Origin of the sequence: Tetragenococcus halophilus (assembly GCF_001712815.1) — a bacterium.
In the GTDB taxonomy this organism is placed as follows: domain Bacteria; phylum Bacillota; class Bacilli; order Lactobacillales; family Enterococcaceae; genus Tetragenococcus; species Tetragenococcus halophilus.
On record NZ_CP012047.1, the window covers coordinates 1650672 to 1669177 of the forward strand.

The following is an 18506-nucleotide window of genomic DNA, read 5'->3' on the forward strand; positions in this document are numbered from 1 at the left end:
TTTATTATTTTTTTCAACTTCATTATACATGAACGAACAATAATTTCAACTATTTTATTTTTGTTTCTTCAATTAAACGATTCACATCATTTTTATTCAATTCGCGATATTTTCCAACTTGTAAGTTTTCTAGTGTCAGATGTCCATAACGTTCACGCTTTAATTTTTCAACTGGAAAACCACAAGCTTTTAGCATATTTTTTACTTGGTGATTGCGACCTTCATGAATGGTCAATTGAACAATACTCGTTTGTGCTTTTTTATCACTTGATAAAATTTCAAATTTTGCTGGAGCTAATGTTTTCCCCTCGATATGCATTTTTTTGCTAAGAGGTGATAGTTTTTTGTTTGTTGCAATGCCACTTACTTTAGCAATATAGACTTTGTCTATCTCATATTTGGGATGCATTAACTTTTGCGAAAAATCACCGTCATTTGTCAAAAGCAACAATCCAGAAGTATTATAGTCCAAGCGGCCAACCGGATAAATCCGTTCTTTTACTTCTGTAAAATAATCTGTGACAACCGTACGATTTTTATCATCTGAAGCCGCAGAAATAACGCCCCGTGGTTTATAAAACATAAAGTAAACAGGTTCTTCTTGGTAGATAGGTACTTGATCAACTTCAACTTGATCTTTTTTAGCTACCTGAACCCCCAACTCTTTGACCACTTCTCCGTTAACTTTCACACGCCCTTGTGTGATATATTCCTCTGCTTTTCTTCTAGAAGCAATACCAGCATGGGCAATCACTTTTTGTAATCGTTGCATTTAACTATCTCCTTTTTCTTCTGTTGGTTCTTCGTAACGATCGGCATATAAATCAAGTGGTATATCAGCTGATAACTCTTCTTCCATCGCTTGAATATCTGGTAATTCTTCCATAGATTTTAATCCAAAATAATCCATAAAATATTCCGTAGTTCCATACAAAATAGCCCTACCAGGACCTTCTACCCGTCCTTTTTCTTCAATTAGACGGTTGGTCGCTAATTTTTGTACAGATCCAGAAGATTGCACACCTCTTATATCATCTACTTCCATGCGAGTAATCGGTTGTTTATATGCAATAATCGACAAAGTCTCAAGTGCCGCCTGAGAAAGGCGATTGGCTATCGGAGATTTAGCGTATTCTTTTAAAATGGGCGCATACGCTTTTTTAGCCGTTAAAACAAAGTGATTTCCTAACTCAAGAACGTTTAAAGAAGAACTGCGATCATCTTGATATTTTTCGTTTAATGTCTGAATTAATTGATAAACTTTAGACGCCGGTTGATTAATCAGAAAACTCAGTTCTTCTAAACGTACCCCTTCATCACCTGCTGCAAAAAGCAAGGCTTCTAATTTCCCCATGTTATCCATTTAAACGCTCTCCTTCATCTTCATACACTGGATAAAGCAGGATGTCTTTGTAATTAACATTTTGCGTCACATTAACTTTTCGGCTCTTAACTAATTCTAATAATGCAATAAATGTTACCACAATTTCACTGGTTTCAAAATTATCCATAAAGCTATCCAGCAAACAACCGCCACGCGCATTTTTTCGCTGATAAAGTTGTGTCTCGATTGTACGTATTTTTTCATCAATACTCGTTTCATCAGCAGCGATCGTTGTTTTTAGCACTTTTCTTTTTTTCTTTTTTTCTAACATAGATTGAAAAGCTAGATATAAATCGATCGTATTAAATTGATTTGCCTCAAGCGATGTCTCCTCATCTTTATATTCATCCATATCCATAGGTTCTTTGGTAAAATAATGACTTCGTTCTTCAGCTTTTTCCCAAAGTTGCCCAGCTGCATATTTGTATTTTCGATATTCTAGTAATTGCGCAACTAAGTTTTCTCGAGGATCTTCTTCATAAGTATCCTCATCATCATCTAGTTCTTGTTTGGGCAAAAGCATCTGACTTTTGATAGACATTAATGTAGCTGCCATCACAAGATAATCTCCTGCCACTTCCAGTTGCGAACTTTCCATTGCATGAATATAGTTCATATACTGATCAGTAACTTGTGCAATCGGAATATCGTAAATATCTATTTCTAATGTTTTAATCAAATGTAATAATAGATCCAAAGGTCCCTCAAATACATCCAATTTCACTTTAATCTCTTCCATGATTGCTCCTCATCCGTTATCTTTATACATTTAACTATTTAAGCACGGGGAAAATATTGTTTGTACACATCAGTCATTCGTTTTTTGGTGATATGTGTATAGATTTGGGTGGTGGAAATATCCGCATGACCTAAAAGTTCTTGAACGGTCCGAAGATCTGCACCATTTTCCAACAAATGAGTAGCAAAACTATGGCGCAAAGTATGGGGCGTAACATTTTTCATAATCCCTGCCTTTAAGACCAAGGCTTTTAAGTTTTTCCAAATCCCTTGACGAGAAAGACTTGTTCCATGCCCATTCACAAATAAGTATTCCTCTTCAGGATGTTTTTGGCACAATATTGGCCGTGCTTCTTCCAAGTAAGTTTCCAACCAATGAATCGCCATATCACCTAAGGGGACAATTCGCTCCTTATCGCCTTTTCCTGTAGTCTGCATTAATCCCATGGCCAAGTGCAAATCATTTAATTTCAAACCAATTAATTCACTTACACGTAGTCCTGTTGCATACATTACTTCTAAAATTGTACGATCCCTGATACCTAGTACTTTTTTAGTGTCAGGTGTCTCAATTAAACGTTCCACTTCACTAAGGCTTAGTGTATCAGGTAGTTTCTGTGTTTTTTTAGGTGAATCAATATGTTGCATCGGATCATGATCAGTATAGCGCTCTTGTCTAAGAAATTGATGGAAACGCCGTAAGCTTGTTACCATACGAGTTAGAGTCGCTGCAGATTTTTTTTCATTTTGTAAAAGCTGTAAAAAAGAAACAATCGTATAACGATCCACATTCTGCCAATCCGTAATTTCTTTTTCATGTAAAAATGCAAGATACTGCTCTAAATCTCGCTGATAACTCTTCCTAGTATTACTAGAAAGACCTCGTTCGATCAAAAGGTAGTGTAAATAATCTGTTACTTGTTCATCCATTGATTTCCCACCTTCTCAGTTTGCTTTTGAATTATCTCACAAAACAAAGCGAAACTGCAATCAATTTAGCAAAAAATTATCACTTTATATGTTTCATCTTCAAATAAAATTACATTAGACATAAATCTTATTCTAAAATAAAGGACACTACGCCTCGCTTCCGCCCGCCCTAGTACTGTTCATCTCTTCGCTTTCGCTTCGATCTCATCAAGGTCTAAGCGACAAGTCGCTAAGGCCTTGAAGGATCTACTCTTAGCTCCCCTTGGTCGCTAAATCGTAGTGATTCACAGCAAAAAAGAAAGCTGAATGTCAGCTTTCTTTGGCTTTATTTTGACAGTTTTGACATATTCCGTGAAAAGTAAGGCGATGATCTTTTACAACAAAATGAAAATTCTTTTCAACAATTTCTTCCACATTCCCTAATAGATCTTCATTAATTTCCTCAATATTTCCACATTCAAGGCAGAGCAAGTGGTGATGAAAATGTTTAGCTCCTTCTTTTCTAAGATCATAACGCGCAACCCCATCGTCAAAACTAATTTTATCTACGATCTTTAGATCAACTAAGATATCTAGTGTTCGATATACCGTAGCTAAACCGATATCTGAATTTTTTTGTTTAACAAAGAAAAAGATTTCTTCTGCTGATAAATGATCTTTTTCATTTTCTAACAAAACAAGTAAAGTCGCTTCTCTTTGCGGTGTCAGTTTAAATCCTGATTCATGAAGTTGTTTTTTGGTCTTTTTCAATGTTTCTACGGTACTCATAATAACCTCCACTATTTATAATTATTATAATCTAAAAATAGAATAGCTAGTGAAACTTTAAAATAAGTATAAAATAGAAAGAGAAAATAAACAAGCGTTCTCAATTAGAATTTTGTACCATTTTTGTTAGACCCTCTTCTTGCACAATTAAACCTTGTTTCATCAAATGTCCTAACGCACGTTTAAATTGTGCTTTACTAATACCAAATAATTGCTTAATATCTTCTGGAGGCGTTTTGTTTGTATAAGGCATTTCTTGTCCAGGTCTTTGTTTTAAATAAGCATATATCATCGCCGCATCATCAGGAATCGCTTCGTAGGCTCTAGGTTTTAACGAGATATTTAATACACCATCTGGTCGCACACCAATGACCCGCCCTGAAACATGTTCTCCTAAACGAGGTTCCATATATCTTTCAGAAGGATGAACAAAGCCTATATAATAATCATCTGTTAGCAGATAAGTACCCACAATTTTGGGACGATAAACTGTACCTGAAATATCTTTATTATGCATATTTTCATTCGCTATTTTTTTCAATGATTGAAAATTCTTATCCTCTGCTAAAGATGCCCAAATACGCTCTTTTTTATCAACAACTAAAGCAATCATCAAACGATCACCTTTTTTTGGCCATAGCTCGTGCATTGTAGGAAGTTCATCTAAAGAAACAGCAATATCCTTGTCAGGTAAGCCAATATCAACAAACACCCCTAAATTACGACGCACATCAGTCACTGGCGCAAAAGCGTAGTGACCCTTTCTAATTTTAGGGATTTCAGTAGTAAAAGAAGCTTCCTTTTTTTGATTCAAATAACCAAAACCCTCAACTGCTTCTCCTAAAGCGTGGTTTCCTTCTTCTTTATTTAACTTAAAAGTTTGACCGTTTTTTTGGACAAAGTAATGATGATCATTTTCATCAGTAACGATCCCAGTAAAGACAGTTGCAAGTAATTCATTCATAAAATTTTTTCTCCTTTAAACAAAAAAACGAATAAGTGCTATTGCTATAATACCTGTGACAACGATTTTCATCAAATCTTTTGTATAAATTCCCACAATTAGAGCAGGGATACATGCAATTGTTTCTTGAATATTTAATATAGGCGCTTTACCTGTTGGGACACTTAATAAGTTTTGAACGAGTAAAGCCGCCAAGATACACAATGGTAGATAATCAAGAAACAAACGAAATTTTTCTGGAAATTGCATTTTTTTAGCAAAAGCAAAGGGTAAAATTCGAGGTATCCAGGTAACGACAAAACAACCTAGCATCAAATACAAATATTCAATACTTATCATGTGTTATCACCCCCACCAAGCAGCCTACAAGAGCCGAAACAATCACTGCAATTTCAGGAGTTGTCAGCCATATCAATAGATATAATACTAGAATAACACTCAGTAGAACAAGCAAAGTTTGTCTAGTTTTAGTTTTTAATGGTAGTTCCACTTGAAATAAAAAAAGCCCTAAAAACATTGCCACCAAAGCAAAGTCTAATCCAAAAATCTCTGGTTCCGGGATAAAGTTTCCTAATAGACCTCCCAATACTGTTGCGACAATCCACGTCAAATAAGCACAAATATTTAATCCATTTGTCCAAGCAACACTTACTTTTCCCATTCTTTTTAATGCCATTGTCAAAACACCATAAGATTCATCTGTTAGTAAGGTACCGATGCCTACATTTTCCAATAATGAAGCTTGACGAAAATAAGGAGCCACCGAAAGACTCATCAAAAAATGACGAAGATTTACTAAAAAGACCGTAGCAATAATGGAAGTAATAGGGGCTTGAATCGCTATTAAACCACAAATGATAAATTGAGCACTGCCAGCATAAACAATGACAGACATTAAAAAAATAGCAAAAACAGATAAACCAACACCTTTACCCACAACACCTAAAGCAAAGCCGATTCCCAGATAACCCAAAATCGTAGGTACACAAGCTTTCATCCCATCTACAAACGTTTCATATTTCACTTCTTCCATAAAAATGCCCTTTCTAGTTTTACCCTTTATTTTCTTAACATCATATCGAAACTAAAGAGGATAAACAAGAGGATTTCTACTTATTTTCATTAAGAGAAGAACAAATAATTATCATACGTTAAAAGGGGTCTATCATTTTCATTTTATATGAGATATTGCCGCCAATAAGTTCTCTATTTTTATAAAAAAAAGACTTTTAAAAGCCTAACAAGCCTTTAAAAGTCTTTACTTATTATTCTAGAAAATCTTTCAACTGTTTTGAACGAGATGGATGACGTAATTTACGTAAAGCTTTTGCTTCGATTTGACGAATTCTTTCGCGTGTCACGCCAAATACTCTGCCTACTTCTTCTAATGTACGTGTACGCCCATCATCAATACCAAAACGCAAGCGCAAAACATTTTCTTCTCGGTCGGTTAGCGTGTCCAAAACGTCTTCCAACTGTTCTTTTAACAACTCATATGCCGCATGATCAGAAGGACTTGTCGCTTCTTGGTCTTCGATGAAATCTCCCAAGTGAGAATCATCTTCTTCACCAATGGGTGTTTCCAAGGAAACTGGTTCTTGCGCAATTTTTAGTATTTCTCGAACTTTTTCCGTTGGCAAGTCCATTTCCGCGCCAATTTCTTCTGGTGTTGGTTCACGACCTAAGTCTTGTAATAATTGACGTTGAATACGGATCAATTTATTGATTGTTTCTACCATATGAACTGGAATACGAATAGTTCTTGCTTGATCGGCGATTGCCCGTGTAATCGCTTGACGAATCCACCAAGTCGCATAGGTTGAAAATTTAAATCCCTTACGATAATCAAATTTTTCTACAGCCTTCATCAGGCCCATGTTACCTTCTTGTATCAAATCAAGAAATTGCATGCCACGTCCTACATAACGTTTTGCAATACTAACAACTAAACGAAGGTTGGCTTCTGCTAAGCGTTGTTTTGCTTCTTGATCGCCCTCTTCGATTTTTAAGGCTAGATCAACTTCTTCTTCAGCTGTTAATAATGAAACACGACCAATTTCTTTCAAGTACATACGAACAGGGTCATTAATTTTTACACCTGTAGGAGCTGATAGATCATCTCTAGGTTTTTCTTTTTCCACTTTTTCAGTAGTTTTTAAGCTTCGTAATGAAGGTTCACCGTTTTCGTCTACCACACTGATTCCTGCATCTTCTACTTGTTGAATCAGTTTATCCATACCTTCAGCGCCCAATGAATAAGGAGTAGCTAAAGCATTAGATAATTCATCATAAACGACTTGTCCCTTTGTTTTGTTTTGCTTAATAAAATCCTTAACCGCTGTTTCGTATTTAACTTTTGTTTCTTCTGCCATAAAAGAAGTCCTCCTTCGATGCTGCTACTTGGCTTGCTTTAACTTTTTAGTAAGATTGATAATTTCAACCGCTAAATCTAATTCTAATTGTTGGTTACCCTTTTGACTAGCTTCTTGCTGTCTAATTCTTTTGTCTTTAATTTCTTCTACCAGACTTGATGACTGTATGACTGTCAGTAAGTCTTCAAATTCTTGTTGACTTCCTTCTTCTGGCACATCTAAACTGGCGATTGTACTAACAATATTGCGCAAACGCTTGTCATCTTTTAGAAAATCCAAAAACTTTGCTAGAACAAATTCACCTTCACTTTCTATATAGGCATCAAAAAGCATATATAGCTCTTGATAAATTTCATGAACAAATGTGACTTGCGCCTGTTTAAAACGCTGATTAAGTGTTTCATCATTAAACAAACGATATAGTAATAATTCCTCTGCTTTTTGTACTTGCGTCTTTTTTTGTGAACTTTGAGACGCCTCTTGCACAGGAGGGACATCTACTTGCTTGGGTGTCTGTTTTTTACTTCTTTGTTGTTGCCTTAAATCACGTAACTGCTGTTGTAAAGTTTCTCTAGAAATCTGAAACTCCGTGGACAATTGTGTTAAATAGCGGTCCTGCTCAATCAAAGAGTCTACATTTAATAAGTCATGGAGTAATTCTTGAACATAGTCAACTTGTTCTTTTTCGTTTGACATATTTTTATTCATACGTCGATAACGCATTTTAAAAGAAAATACAGTTTCTTTCCCATGCTCAAGTAACTTCATAAAGGCCTCTTGCCCATATTTTTTTACATACTCATCTGGGTCAAGTTTTTCTGGAACGCTGATCACTGACAGATCAATGTGACTTGACTCTTGTAAATGACCAATCGCTCGATCTGTGGCAGCAACACCAGCTTCATCACCGTCATAACAAAGAACTAACTCTTGCGCAAGTCGGGTCACTGCAGCAATCTGCTCGTTTGTTAAACTAGTTCCCATTGAAGCAATGCCGTTTGTTGCGCCTGAACGATAAGCTGCAAGCACGTCCATAAATCCTTCAAACAAGTAAACTGTACCATTTTTACGTATACTACTACGTGCCTTATCAAAGTTAAATAAAATTTCACGTTTGTTAAACAGTGTTGTTTCAGGCGAATTTAAATACTTCGGTTGTTCTTTATCAGCAAAATCTTCCGTTGCGAAAAAACGACCCGAAAATCCAACAGTCTTCCCTTGATAATTACGAATAGGAAACATGATTCGCTGATAAAAACGATCGGCTAAATCTCCATTTTCACGTTCTACAAATAACCCAGTTTCAGGAAAAGCCTCTGTATTTAATGACTCATTTTGAAAAACACGAGACAAAAAATCACGTTGATTAGGAGCAAAACCGATATTAAATTCTTCTATTAACTGATCATCCAAGCCTCTTTTATGCAAATAATCGAGGGCCGCTTCACCTGCAGCAGTGTTCACCAACATATGATGATAAACTTCAGCTGCTTTTTCATGCATTTGAATCAATTGTTGTTGCTTGGAATTTACCTCATTTTCACCTGAAACATCTTGATACTTTTCCGCAACTTCAATCCCTTCTAATTCAGCCACTTTTATGACTGATTCAGCAAAAGAAAGACCTTCAATCTCTTGAATAAAAGAAAAAACATTGCCACCACGACCGCAACCAAAACAGTAATAAAACTGCTTATCCTCAGCAACAGAAAACGATGGCGTTTTTTCATTATGAAACGGACAAAGTCCCGAATAATTTTTACTGCCAGACTTTTTCAGTTGCACATATTGTCCAATAACATCAACGACATTCGTTTTTTCACGGACGTCATCAATCACTTGTTGTGGAATTCTCGCCACGTTTACTCACCCCCTATAGAAATGCTCGATGAGCTGTTCTATCGGTAAAAAATCGCACCAACATGATATCAGTGCGATTAAAAAATAGACAGTTTTCTACATGTACTATTATATCATATTCTCCACAGTTTACAAATCTTTTGCTCACAGGCGCTAGCTTGATTGCTACTATTTATACCGCTCTTCTAAACGACTCATCCAAGCACCTAAAAGCACCCCTAGCACTAACATGACAACACAAGCGCTATAACTAAGAAGGCCAAAGCCCGTATAATCAGTTGGAATAATCATAATCGTTGAAGCAAAGACCACTCCCATAATGAAATGGAATAGTTGCGGGTAAGCTTTGCTAAAAATATAATCAATCACCTTAGATAAACTCAAAGCAGTGATAATACCGCCAATTCCAATGGGGATAATGACGCTAAGGTCTAAAATTTTAAACCCATCCGCCATCGCCTTATACATTCCCATGTAAATAAGAAAGTTGGACGGACTTAAACCAGGGACAATGACGCCTAAAGCAATCAAAAACCCTGCAAGCATCCAGGTCCATGTGTTTTGCGGAACTTCTGTAAATAAACTAGCACCTTTCCATAAAAAGATAGTTGCTGCTATAAAACTAATGGTTAAGATAATAATTTCTCGCTTAGAACGTCCCTTTTTTCCTGCTTCATTCCATAGAGCTGGGACGGTTCCGACGATGCAACCAACAAAAAACCATAAAATAATACTTGCATAACTACCTAATAAAAAACTAACGGCAAATGATAAGATAAATATGCCAGTAAGTCCACCTAAACCAACGGGAAGAAAAAATAAAACACTTTCTTTGAAATTTCTTGTAATATGAGCTAAAAAACCAATAATTCGTTCATAAATACCAAATATTGCGGCTAAAGCACCACCAGAAACACCTGGTAAAATAAAACCAGAGCCAATAAACATTCCTTTAACAAAACGTAAAATCCAGTCTTTAGTACCGAATTGCGCTGGCCGAGTTTCATTTTTCATTAGCTTTTTCTCCTGTTTCTAATTGATTTTAAAATAAAAAGTCAGTTTGTTTTATTTTTTTCTCATTGTCTTTTACCAGTTCTGAGTAAAAGAAGTTCCCTCCGTTATGATATAAGTAACCACCATTGTAAAACACAGAATGTAAACTTAAATAGCGGTATCTTGTTTGTGAGGTATTTCCAAGTTGAGGTGATAGCGTATCTTTTGAATATTGTTCTGCAAGTTCCAAGCTGTGTTTCTTCCCATTTTCCGCCACATAATCAATATAATCTAAACCAAAATTATAGGCTTGCACAGCAGTCCACAAATCACAACCTTTAGCATCTGCTTTTTCAATCGCTTCTGCTAAAAAAGCCACGCCTTGTTCAATACTTTCTTGTGATTCATCAATTTGATTAGGATAGCCGCTTTTACTTTCAGAACTTTGCATAGGATCATCATGTTCACCTTTGGTTTCTGTAAAAATGATTCCCAGTACTAAATCCTTATGCTGTGGAATATTTTCTTTTTGTACCGCTTTTGCGACTTGACCTTCATATTGATGTACCTGTTTTAAAATTTGATAATTTCTATAGAAATAATAACCACCCAGGGTAAGTATTATTATCGAAATCAACAATAGTACTTTTTTCAATATCGACTTCTGCTTTTTTTTCATGAATTTGTCATCCAACCCTTTTTAAGATCAAAACTTAGCCTACTATTTCTTGAAAAAACTGTCTATAAAACAAGCGTAAAAAATATAATCTTTAATAAAAAGTAAGCTTTCTTTGAATTCCTTTAACATTTGTTTGGTTGGACTTTCTTTGCCATTCATTTATAACACTTTTCTGTAATAAACTCCCTAACTTCAGTGTATTAACGATTCTCAATTGGCGTATTAGCAAATGCTTCAATAATTGGAATAAGTGCTAGTTTTAATTTATATTTTCTTTTTAAAGCAGTTTCGATTGTATACTCATTTTCACTTTGCGTTGAAATTGTTGCTAAAAGGCGAGATTCAGTTTTCGTTTGTTCTTTAACTTCATAGCGATCGTCAGTTGTTTCTACATAGAAGTTAGTGTAACTTGCCACTTCATCTTCGAAAGCACTTAAGGTCATTTGATCTTTTGTTTCTGTTTCATTTTCAGTTACAACACTATCATTTTGCGTAATTGTTTCGTTAACAGAAGTCCAATGGCTAGCAACTTCTTGCGCTAAATTATCACTAAAAAGTTCTCCTAAATCTTTTTCTCCGTTTTGGATTCGTTGAACCATATTCGTGAAATTTTCATCTAAAGATAAATTTATTTCTTTGTTTCGCGCATCCTCATCTAAATCTAAGCGTCGAACAATCAATACATTCGGACGATCTGTTTGCGTAAATGCTTTTACTTTGAAACCATACTTAGCAGTAACCTTTTCTTGCATTTTATGAAATAGGTTAGACTGTATAGATTTAAAAGACGGTTGAAATTGTTGTTGTAATTTGGCTAATTTTTTCTTTTTCATAATGTTCCCCTTTCAAAAATACTATTTGATTATAAGAAAAAATGACCACATTGAACAGAGATTTTTGTGAAAAAACTTTGAAAACATTCAATTAAAACCGTTTCATAACTAAGAAATAAATTTGCTTTAGCTATTTGCCTTTCTTTACGAATAATTTTTTTGTACACTATAGAATGGAAAATGAAAGGAAGACATCACTTATGGACATTTATTTAAAACAAGCGATCATGCATATTATTGACAGAAAGTCAGGCGACCCTGTCTTTTCTCAAGTAGAATTAGATTTGAGTACGGAGTACATTCGAGATTATTTAATCAAAAAAATACAAAAATTAACAAGTTCTCAAACAAAAACAGGAACTTTAGCAGAAGATTCAGAAATTGCGCAATTAAGTCAACAAGCTGAAAAAAATTTCATCAGTTTTAGCGAATCTTTTGTCACTCGCTGGTACGAAAGCTATCAACAAAGTGAGGACGCACCTGACAGTGATGTCTTTATCGTGTTATATGAACTTGATACTACAATGTACGTTGCTTTTTTGAAAGTTAAATATACTGAAGGTTATACGCATTACGTTGCTACTAACGAACACGGCATTCAAAATGATCTCATTATTAATCGAGCAATATTAGCAGGCAAAACACAAAAAGCGGATGAAGGGATCACGATCAATCTAACAGATTTAACTTATGAGCTCATTGAGAAAAAATATACTTTTTCCGGTGAGAAAATGAATTATTTTTCTAATCAAGTTATTGAGTCCCAACCTGCCCCTTCTTTAGAAGACAATGTCAAAGTGATTAAAAAAACGGCCGAAGAAATTGGCGAAAAATTCAATACCCCAAGCTATGATCTAGTCGCAGACGTTAAAGAGGCTGTTTATGATACAATCGAAGAACATGGACAAATCGATACAAAACAAGTCGCTGAACAAGTTTTTAAGGACAATGTTACAGCAAGAATGTCTTTTGAAGAAGAAGTTGAAGAACAAGGACTTAGCAGCCAAACACCAATGATGCGTGAAGTACGTGAAGTGTCTGAGAAAAAGTATGGCAAGCAAAAACTAAAACTCTCTAATGGCATTGAGCTGGTGGTTCCACTTGATGTATATCGAGATACTGAGCTTATTGAATTTATTAACAATCCAGATGGAACGATTTCTGTTACGATAAAAAACGTGGAAGAAATTATTAACCGTATGTAGTGCTCTTTAAAATATGAAAAGTTAGGCCATCTAGAGAGAGAACTTATCGTTTTATTGAATAACGTTTTCGTTAACCAATATCATATTATTGATTAATGCTTTTCTATTTCGTTCTTCAATAACGAATTACGGGTGGCAACTTTTGTGATGTGCCTCCAATCTATTAATTATCGGTGGCAACTCTCACGATGTGCCTCCAATTCACAAAAAAACCGAAAGCAGATGCTTTCGGTTTTTATTTATTTCTTAGTTCTTGTAGAATCTCCCGCGCATTTTCTTCATTCATCGGTTGTCTTTTCAGTCGGGTAGCTACTTTTTGTATTTCAAAGTCTTTTGCCCCAACATTTAATGCTAAAGCGCGCGCTTGTAGTGCCATGTGTCCTTTTTGAATGCCTTCAGTAACCAAGGCTTTAAGAGCAGCTAAATTTTGGGCTAATCCAACAGAAGCAATCACTTCGGCCAATTCTTTTGCGTCATTTACATCCAATATTTGCAGTGCTGCTTGGGCCTTAGGTAAAACTTTCGTTGCACCTCCAGCAGTAGCTACAGCAAGTGGCAATTCAATGCTGCCTTTAAGTTGATTATCTACAATCTCCCACTGGCTTAATCCCTGATATTTTCCATTTTTTGCCGCATACGCATAAACAGCGCTATTTACACTTCGGGTGTCATTTCCGGTTGCAAGAACCACAGCATCGATACCATTCATAATCCCCTTGTTATGTGTAGCTGCGCGAAAAGGGTCAATTTGTGCAAAGTTTGAAGCAGCAGCAATCTTTTCAGCTATCTTTTCTCCTTTTTCAACATCGCCTTTTCCTAAGCTAGCAAATGAAATATAACATTCAGCACTTACTAAAGCATCAGTAGCGTAGTTACTTAAAATACTAAATAAAATTTCTTCAGAAAACCATTGGCGAAAAAGCGTGGCCACAGCTTCAAGCATCGTGTTTAACATGTTTGCTCCCATGGCGTCTTGAGTATCTACAATTAAATCAACACTTAAAAAACTGGGATCTTCCGCAAAATCACGAACTGCAACTCTTTTCACTCCGCCACCACGTTTCACGATAGAAGGGTAAGATTGTTCCGCAGTAGAAATAATCTCTGCTTCATTTTTTTTGATTTGTTCAATAACAGTCTCTTTATCTGTGACATTCATGAAAACAATTTGTCCACGGATCTCTTTTTTCTTCATTACAGCGGTAAAACCACCTGAGCTTTTAGCCATCTGTACACCATTGCTACAAGCCGCTACTACCGAGGGTTCTTCGGTTGCCATAGGAACAAAATATTCTTTTTGATTAACAGACATATAGGGAATCAGACCCATAGGAAGGGAAATTTCACTCATTTGATTCTCCGTTAAATTGCCCGCAATACTTTCTGGCAAAATAGTTCTTTCTAATTCATCAGCGGTTTTACTAGTCATTTTATTCTGAGAGACTAAGAAATCTAGCCTTTCTTTTCTAGTTAGTTTATAAAACTTATGAGAACTATTAGATTTTGGTCGTTCAATTAAAGCCGCCAGTCCAAGACCTCCACCTACACATAACGACACCACAGCGTAACGGCCATCCACACGTTCTAACTGGTGACAAGCGGTTGTAATAATACGAGCGCCGCTAGCTCCAATCGCATGTCCTATAGAAATCCCGCTTCCACAAACATTGACTTTATCTTCAGGTATCTCTAATTCTTGTTCCACAGCAATAGAAGAGGAGGCGAAAGCTTCGTTGATCTCAAAAAGATCGATATCTTCTATGGCTAATGCATTTTTTTCTAACAACTGACGAATAGCTTTGATAGGAGAAATTCCCATAACTTTAGGGTCGACGCCTACTTCCACCACATCTTTAAGAACCGCTAAATAGGAAAGATCATTTGCTAAAGCAAAATTTTTGGAAGCAAGAAGTACAGCTGACGCTCCATCATTAATCGTAGAAGCATTCCCCGCTGTTACTGTTCCTTCTTTCTTAAATACCGTTTTTAATTTTGCTAGTTTTTCCAGAGAAGTGTCTTTTCTCACACCTTCATCTTTATCTACCATTTTTCCAGCGATATCAAGAGGCAGTATTTCATTAGAAAAATACCCTTTTTCCTGAGCATTAGCAGCTCTTTCTTGTGAACGTAGCGCAAATGCATCCTGCATTTTTCTTGTGATATTAAATTTTTCTGCTACATTTTCAGCAGTAAGACCCATATGTTGGCCACTAAAAACATCGGTTAAACCATCAGAAAGCATGACTGGTTTAGGTTGTGAATATGTATCTTCTTGTTGGTTATAATAGCTTAAATAAGGCGCCTGACTCATACTTTCAGTACCTCCAGCTAATACCACTTCTGCTTCATCTAATAAAATAGCTTGTGAAGCTAGCGAAATGGCCTTCATTCCCGAGCCACAAACTTCATTAATCGTAGAGGCATATACACTTTCCGATAATCCACTATTTAAGGTAATTTGTCTGGCTGGGTTTTGCCCGCTTCCTGCTTGTAACACATTGCCAAAAATAACTTGCTTGATTGCAGCAGCCGCTTTTTTGTTATTATTTATAAGTTTTTTAGACACAGCTGCCCCCAGGTCTACAGCTGATAATTGACTTAAAGATCCTTGGTATTTACCAACAGGCGTTCTCAAAGCATCAATAATTACAACATCTTTCACATCGTCACCTCCAAAATGAACTATAGCATTCTTTGTTAAAAAAACAAATAGTTCTTTTAGAGTCTTATAAACTACTGAGCATTCTTTAACAAACTTTAAATTATACATCTAAACTATCTAAATTTATCTAAAGTGTGTTAAATTTATTATTATATAAATAACACAAAGGAGAAACAAAGATGAACGTTGGTATTGATAAGATCAGTTTTTATAGTCCAGCATATTATATCGATATGACAGAACTTGCTGATATACGAAAGGTAGATCCTGCTAAATTTCACATAGGTATTGGGCAAGATCAAATGGCCTTAGCTCCCAAAACACAAGATATCGTCACTTTTGCAGCTAATGCAGCACAAAATATTTTAGAAGCTACTGATTTAACCCAAATCGATATGATTATCGTAGCTACCGAATCAGGTATTGATGAATCTAAAGCTTCGGCAGTCATATTGCACCGTTTATTAGGTATTCAATCCTTTGCACGCGCTTTTGAAATTAAAGAAGCTTGTTATGGCGCTACTGCAGGCTTACAATTTGCTAAAGAACATGTCACGCTACATCCTGATAAAAAAATTTTAGTTATCGCAAGTGACATAGCAAAATACGGCTTGAAATCTGGTGGTGAACCGACGCAAGGAGCTGGTGCAGTCGCAATGCTTGTAAGTGCTGAACCAAAAATTTTAACTTTTGAGGATGACAATGTGATGTTAACTCAAGATATTTACGACTTTTGGCGGCCTGTCGGTTACACTTTTCCTTTAGTTGATGGCCCCTTATCTAATGAGACCTATATTCAATCTTTCCAAAAAATCTGGGAGGAAAACAAAAAACAAAACCATAGCTCTTTTTCTGATTATGCTGCACTTACTTTTCATATTCCTTATACAAAAATGGGAAAAAAAGCGTTAAAATCGGTACTAAAAAATGGGACAGAAGATGAACAAAATCGCCTGCTTTCCCGCTATGAAGAAAGCATAGTTTACAGTAAAAAAATAGGAAATATGTATACAGGTTCTTTATATCTAGGATTGATCTCTCTATTAGAAAATAGTACGGCCTTACAAGAAAATGATCGCATCGGTCTGTTTAGTTATGGTTCAGGTTCGGTGGCGGAATTTTTTAGTATGAAATTAGTCAAAGACTATCAAAAATATTTAAAGAAATATTTGCACGAAAAACAATTAGCACGAAGAACAAAATTATCAATCGGTCAGTATGAAGAAATGTTTTCTGAAACTTTAGATACAAGTGAAGATAAGAAATTTTATGACAAAACCCCCTACAGCATCAGTGAAATCAAGGGTACAATCCGTCACTACAACGAATAAACTTTTATTTTAAAAAAACAGCTTCTTATCAGATTGATTGATAAGAAGCTGTTTTTAGTAATTATAAAATTGAAAATTAATCAGTCGGAACCAAGCGCACCGTTGCTTGTCGAGCGCGTTCATTAATCATAGGTGGTAAATAAGGGCTACCTTCATATTTTTGACGATAACCTTCATCTACTTGATCGTTTGTTTCTTTATCTGTAGGAAATTCAAAACGAACATCTTTTTCTACACCGCCTACCGAAATATGCCCTTCTCCTGCTCTTTTGGCTGATTGATACCAGCGCGCAGAAGTGCCGGCATATCCACGACAATATAGATTCTCTCCGGCTTGAGCGATCCAAATCCAGGTAGGTTTGTGCATTGATCCATCTTCATTAGGAATCGATATATAAAGATTATCATCCTTAAAAATGGCATCTAATTCTTCTTTTGTCCAAGCACTCATAAAAAAGCTCCTTTCAAATGAAAAATCAGTTAGTCTTGGTCTTGCTCAAAGACTGGAAAACCGCTGGAATCGCCGTAATCTTTAATACGATCTATTTGTTTTAGTTTGTTTAGGTCTTCTGCCGAAATTTCAAAATCTAAATCAGCGTTACTGCGAATATGATCCGGATTTTCTGATTTAGGTAGAGGCAATAAACCTAATTGTATACAATATTGAATACATAATTGCGCTGCACTTGTATTGTATTTTTCAGCCATACCTTTAACTTCTTGATTATTTAAGATTTCCCCATGAGCAACTGGAGAATAAGCTTCTACTAAAATATCATTTTTTTGACAGTATTCGATTAAATTAAAAGGCGTATTGCTTACGTGTGCAAGAACTTGATTGACCACTGGTTTTACACTACCATTTTCTAAAATGTTTTCTACATCTTCTTGGTCAAAGTTAGAAACCCCAATCGCACGAAGCTTGCCATCATTGTATGCTTCTTCCATCGCACGCCAAGCTGCTAAGTTGCCTTCAAAGTAATGTTCGCCATTTTTGAAATCACTCCAAGGTTGTGGACTATGAATAATCATCATATCTATATAATCCACACCCATTCTTTCTAGTGATTGGTTAATGGCTTCTACAGCTTCATCATGGTTCTTAATTTCAGCCGCTAATTTTGTTGTGACAAAAATATCTTCACGTGCTACGCCTGAATTGCGGATCCCTTCGCCTACACCATGTTCATTTTCATAAGCTTGGGCCGTATCGATATGACGATAACCTGCATTAATTGCATCCTTTACCGGTTCTACCACCTTATCATCGTCTACTAACCAAGTACCAAAGCCAATTTTCGGAATTTTCACTCCATTAGATAAAGTATATTGTTCTGTTAAAATGCTCATTCTGTGTTTCTCCTTTCGTAATGCCTAATATTTTTAGTAATTATTTTGAAAAAAGAGTACTGGTCACCTCCTTAAAGGGAATTTTATAGAGTTTTAATAGTTAAAGACATTCCTCTGAATGAAAGAATTTGCCATTATCACAATCTTCAATTCTTTGCCTCCTGTTTTATTTAACTAAAGTCATCTTTTCATTTAACTATGGACCAATAACTGAAACAATGGTAGCAGCAGTTCTTTATACCAGATAATTTTCAATTCCATTTTATCAGTATCTAGTAAGTATGTCAGTTTATTCGAACTTATGCACCATTAGAAAATTAATTTAGTATCTTTTATCAGGTAACTACATAGTTTATGTTTAACTATTCATCATTTTTAAATGCTCACTACACTTTTATCCTACAACTTAACCTGAACTTTAAGTCAAGCAGAAAAAA

General features: G+C 35.6%; 18 protein-coding genes. 2 read left to right on the forward strand and 16 right to left on the reverse strand.

Translation table 11 applies throughout. The features are described 5' to 3' along the window. Positions 1 to 49: 49 nt before the first annotated feature. The 13 genes from AC806_RS07815 to AC806_RS07875 form a co-directional block, all read right to left on the reverse strand. Entirely contained in the window at positions 50 to 772 is a 723-nt protein-coding gene (locus AC806_RS07815) for a pseudouridine synthase (RefSeq protein WP_014125377.1), read from the reverse strand. Further along, positions 773 to 1363 (reverse strand): SMC-Scp complex subunit ScpB, encoded by a 591-nt coding sequence (gene scpB / locus AC806_RS07820; protein ID WP_069029114.1) that lies wholly within the window; start codon positions 1361 to 1363, stop codon positions 773 to 775. Further along, complete coding sequence (locus tag AC806_RS07825; RefSeq protein ID WP_069029115.1) at positions 1356 to 2123, reverse strand: segregation/condensation protein A; 768 nt, start codon at positions 2121 to 2123, stop codon at positions 1356 to 1358. Before AC806_RS07825 ends, scpB begins: the two co-directional genes overlap by 8 nt. A gap of 38 nt (positions 2124 to 2161) precedes the next feature. Beyond that, complete coding sequence (xerD, locus tag AC806_RS07830; protein ID WP_014125380.1) at positions 2162 to 3052, reverse strand: site-specific tyrosine recombinase XerD; 891 nt, start codon at positions 3050 to 3052, stop codon at positions 2162 to 2164. Positions 3053 to 3361: 309 nt separating this feature from the next. Further along, a complete protein-coding gene (gene fur, locus AC806_RS07835) occupies positions 3362 to 3820 on the reverse strand; it encodes a ferric iron uptake transcriptional regulator (RefSeq protein WP_014125381.1) in 459 nt (152 codons plus the stop codon). 100 nt (positions 3821 to 3920) lie between these two features. Continuing rightward, entirely contained in the window at positions 3921 to 4784 is an 864-nt protein-coding gene (locus AC806_RS07840) for a CvfB family protein (protein ID WP_014125382.1), read from the reverse strand. 15 nt (positions 4785 to 4799) lie between these two features. Next, positions 4800 to 5123: an AzlD domain-containing protein gene (locus tag AC806_RS07845; protein WP_014125383.1), complete on the reverse strand. Its 324-nt coding sequence runs from the start codon at positions 5121 to 5123 to the stop codon at positions 4800 to 4802. Then, positions 5110 to 5817 carry an AzlC family ABC transporter permease gene (locus tag AC806_RS07850; protein WP_061840636.1) on the reverse strand — a complete coding sequence of 236 codons (708 nt, stop codon included), beginning with the start codon at positions 5815 to 5817 and terminating at the stop codon, positions 5110 to 5112. Before AC806_RS07850 ends, AC806_RS07845 begins: the two co-directional genes overlap by 14 nt. Positions 5818 to 6049: 232 nt before the next feature. Further along, positions 6050 to 7156, reverse strand: a complete 1107-nt coding sequence (gene rpoD / locus AC806_RS07855; RefSeq protein WP_069029116.1) for an RNA polymerase sigma factor RpoD — start codon at positions 7154 to 7156, stop codon at positions 6050 to 6052. Positions 7157 to 7180: 24 nt separating this feature from the next. Next, positions 7181 to 9016 carry a DNA primase gene (gene dnaG, locus AC806_RS07860; protein ID WP_061840638.1) on the reverse strand — a complete coding sequence of 612 codons (1836 nt, stop codon included), beginning with the start codon at positions 9014 to 9016 and terminating at the stop codon, positions 7181 to 7183. A 168-nt stretch (positions 9017 to 9184) separates the two neighbouring features. Beyond that, on the reverse strand, positions 9185 to 10030 hold the full coding sequence (locus AC806_RS07865) for a DUF368 domain-containing protein (protein ID WP_069029117.1): 846 nt from the start codon (positions 10028 to 10030) through the stop codon (positions 9185 to 9187). Between the two features lie 28 nt (positions 10031 to 10058). After that, positions 10059 to 10688, reverse strand: a complete 630-nt coding sequence (locus tag AC806_RS07870; protein ID WP_069029118.1) for a lysozyme family protein — start codon at positions 10686 to 10688, stop codon at positions 10059 to 10061. A 200-nt stretch (positions 10689 to 10888) separates the two neighbouring features. Then, positions 10889 to 11521, reverse strand: coding sequence for a hypothetical protein (locus AC806_RS07875; protein ID WP_014125389.1), 633 nt, complete (start codon positions 11519 to 11521; stop codon positions 10889 to 10891). Positions 11522 to 11721: 200 nt separating this feature from the next. On the opposite strand from AC806_RS07875, the gene AC806_RS07880 reads away from it, so the two are divergent. Further along, on the forward strand, positions 11722 to 12726 hold the full coding sequence (locus AC806_RS07880) for a nucleoid-associated protein (RefSeq protein WP_061840642.1): 1005 nt from the start codon (positions 11722 to 11724) through the stop codon (positions 12724 to 12726). Between the two features lie 235 nt (positions 12727 to 12961). Here AC806_RS07880 and AC806_RS11745 read toward each other — a convergent pair whose 3' ends face one another. Continuing rightward, complete coding sequence (locus tag AC806_RS11745) at positions 12962 to 15388, reverse strand: hydroxymethylglutaryl-CoA reductase, degradative (protein ID WP_083207577.1); 2427 nt, start codon at positions 15386 to 15388, stop codon at positions 12962 to 12964. Between the two features lie 179 nt (positions 15389 to 15567). Between AC806_RS11745 and AC806_RS07890 the strand changes: the two genes are divergently transcribed. After that, positions 15568 to 16719, forward strand: a complete 1152-nt coding sequence (locus AC806_RS07890; protein WP_061841327.1) for a hydroxymethylglutaryl-CoA synthase — start codon at positions 15568 to 15570, stop codon at positions 16717 to 16719. 76 nt (positions 16720 to 16795) lie between these two features. On the opposite strand, the gene AC806_RS07895 is transcribed toward AC806_RS07890, so the two are convergent. Together AC806_RS07895 and AC806_RS07900 are read right to left on the reverse strand one after the other, a co-directional pair. Then, positions 16796 to 17170: a DUF2255 family protein gene (locus AC806_RS07895; RefSeq protein WP_061841326.1), complete on the reverse strand. Its 375-nt coding sequence runs from the start codon at positions 17168 to 17170 to the stop codon at positions 16796 to 16798. 29 nt (positions 17171 to 17199) lie between these two features. Further along, positions 17200 to 18069 carry an aldo/keto reductase gene (locus AC806_RS07900; RefSeq protein WP_061841325.1) on the reverse strand — a complete coding sequence of 290 codons (870 nt, stop codon included), beginning with the start codon at positions 18067 to 18069 and terminating at the stop codon, positions 17200 to 17202. Positions 18070 to 18506: the final 437 nt, after the last annotated feature.

Bases quoted from the DNA above. Each gene is read 5' to 3' on its own strand.
- AC806_RS07815 (WP_014125377.1), bottom strand. From the start codon at position 772: ATGCAACGATTACAAAAAGTGATTGCCCATGCTGGTATTGCTTCTAGA.
- scpB (WP_069029114.1), bottom strand. From the start codon at position 1,363: ATGGATAACATGGGGAAATTAGAAGCCTTGCTTTTTGCAGCAGGTGAT.
- AC806_RS07825 (WP_069029115.1), bottom strand. From the start codon at position 2,123: ATGGAAGAGATTAAAGTGAAATTGGATGTATTTGAGGGACCTTTGGAT.
- xerD (WP_014125380.1), bottom strand. From the start codon at position 3,052: ATGGATGAACAAGTAACAGATTATTTACACTACCTTTTGATCGAACGA.
- fur (WP_014125381.1), bottom strand. From the start codon at position 3,820: ATGAGTACCGTAGAAACATTGAAAAAGACCAAAAAACAACTTCATGAA.
- AC806_RS07840 (WP_014125382.1), bottom strand. From the start codon at position 4,784: ATGAATGAATTACTTGCAACTGTCTTTACTGGGATCGTTACTGATGAA.
- AC806_RS07845 (WP_014125383.1), bottom strand. From the start codon at position 5,123: ATGATAAGTATTGAATATTTGTATTTGATGCTAGGTTGTTTTGTCGTT.
- AC806_RS07850 (WP_061840636.1), bottom strand. From the start codon at position 5,817: ATGGAAGAAGTGAAATATGAAACGTTTGTAGATGGGATGAAAGCTTGT.
- rpoD (WP_069029116.1), bottom strand. From the start codon at position 7,156: ATGGCAGAAGAAACAAAAGTTAAATACGAAACAGCGGTTAAGGATTTT.
- AC806_RS07865 (WP_069029117.1), bottom strand. From the start codon at position 10,030: ATGAAAAATGAAACTCGGCCAGCGCAATTCGGTACTAAAGACTGGATT.
- AC806_RS07870 (WP_069029118.1), bottom strand. From the start codon at position 10,688: ATGAAAAAAAAGCAGAAGTCGATATTGAAAAAAGTACTATTGTTGATT.
- AC806_RS07875 (WP_014125389.1), bottom strand. From the start codon at position 11,521: ATGAAAAAGAAAAAATTAGCCAAATTACAACAACAATTTCAACCGTCT.
- AC806_RS07880 (WP_061840642.1), top strand. From the start codon at position 11,722: ATGGACATTTATTTAAAACAAGCGATCATGCATATTATTGACAGAAAG.
- AC806_RS07890 (WP_061841327.1), top strand. From the start codon at position 15,568: ATGAACGTTGGTATTGATAAGATCAGTTTTTATAGTCCAGCATATTAT.
- AC806_RS07895 (WP_061841326.1), bottom strand. From the start codon at position 17,170: ATGAGTGCTTGGACAAAAGAAGAATTAGATGCCATTTTTAAGGATGAT.
- AC806_RS07900 (WP_061841325.1), bottom strand. From the start codon at position 18,069: ATGAGCATTTTAACAGAACAATATACTTTATCTAATGGAGTGAAAATT.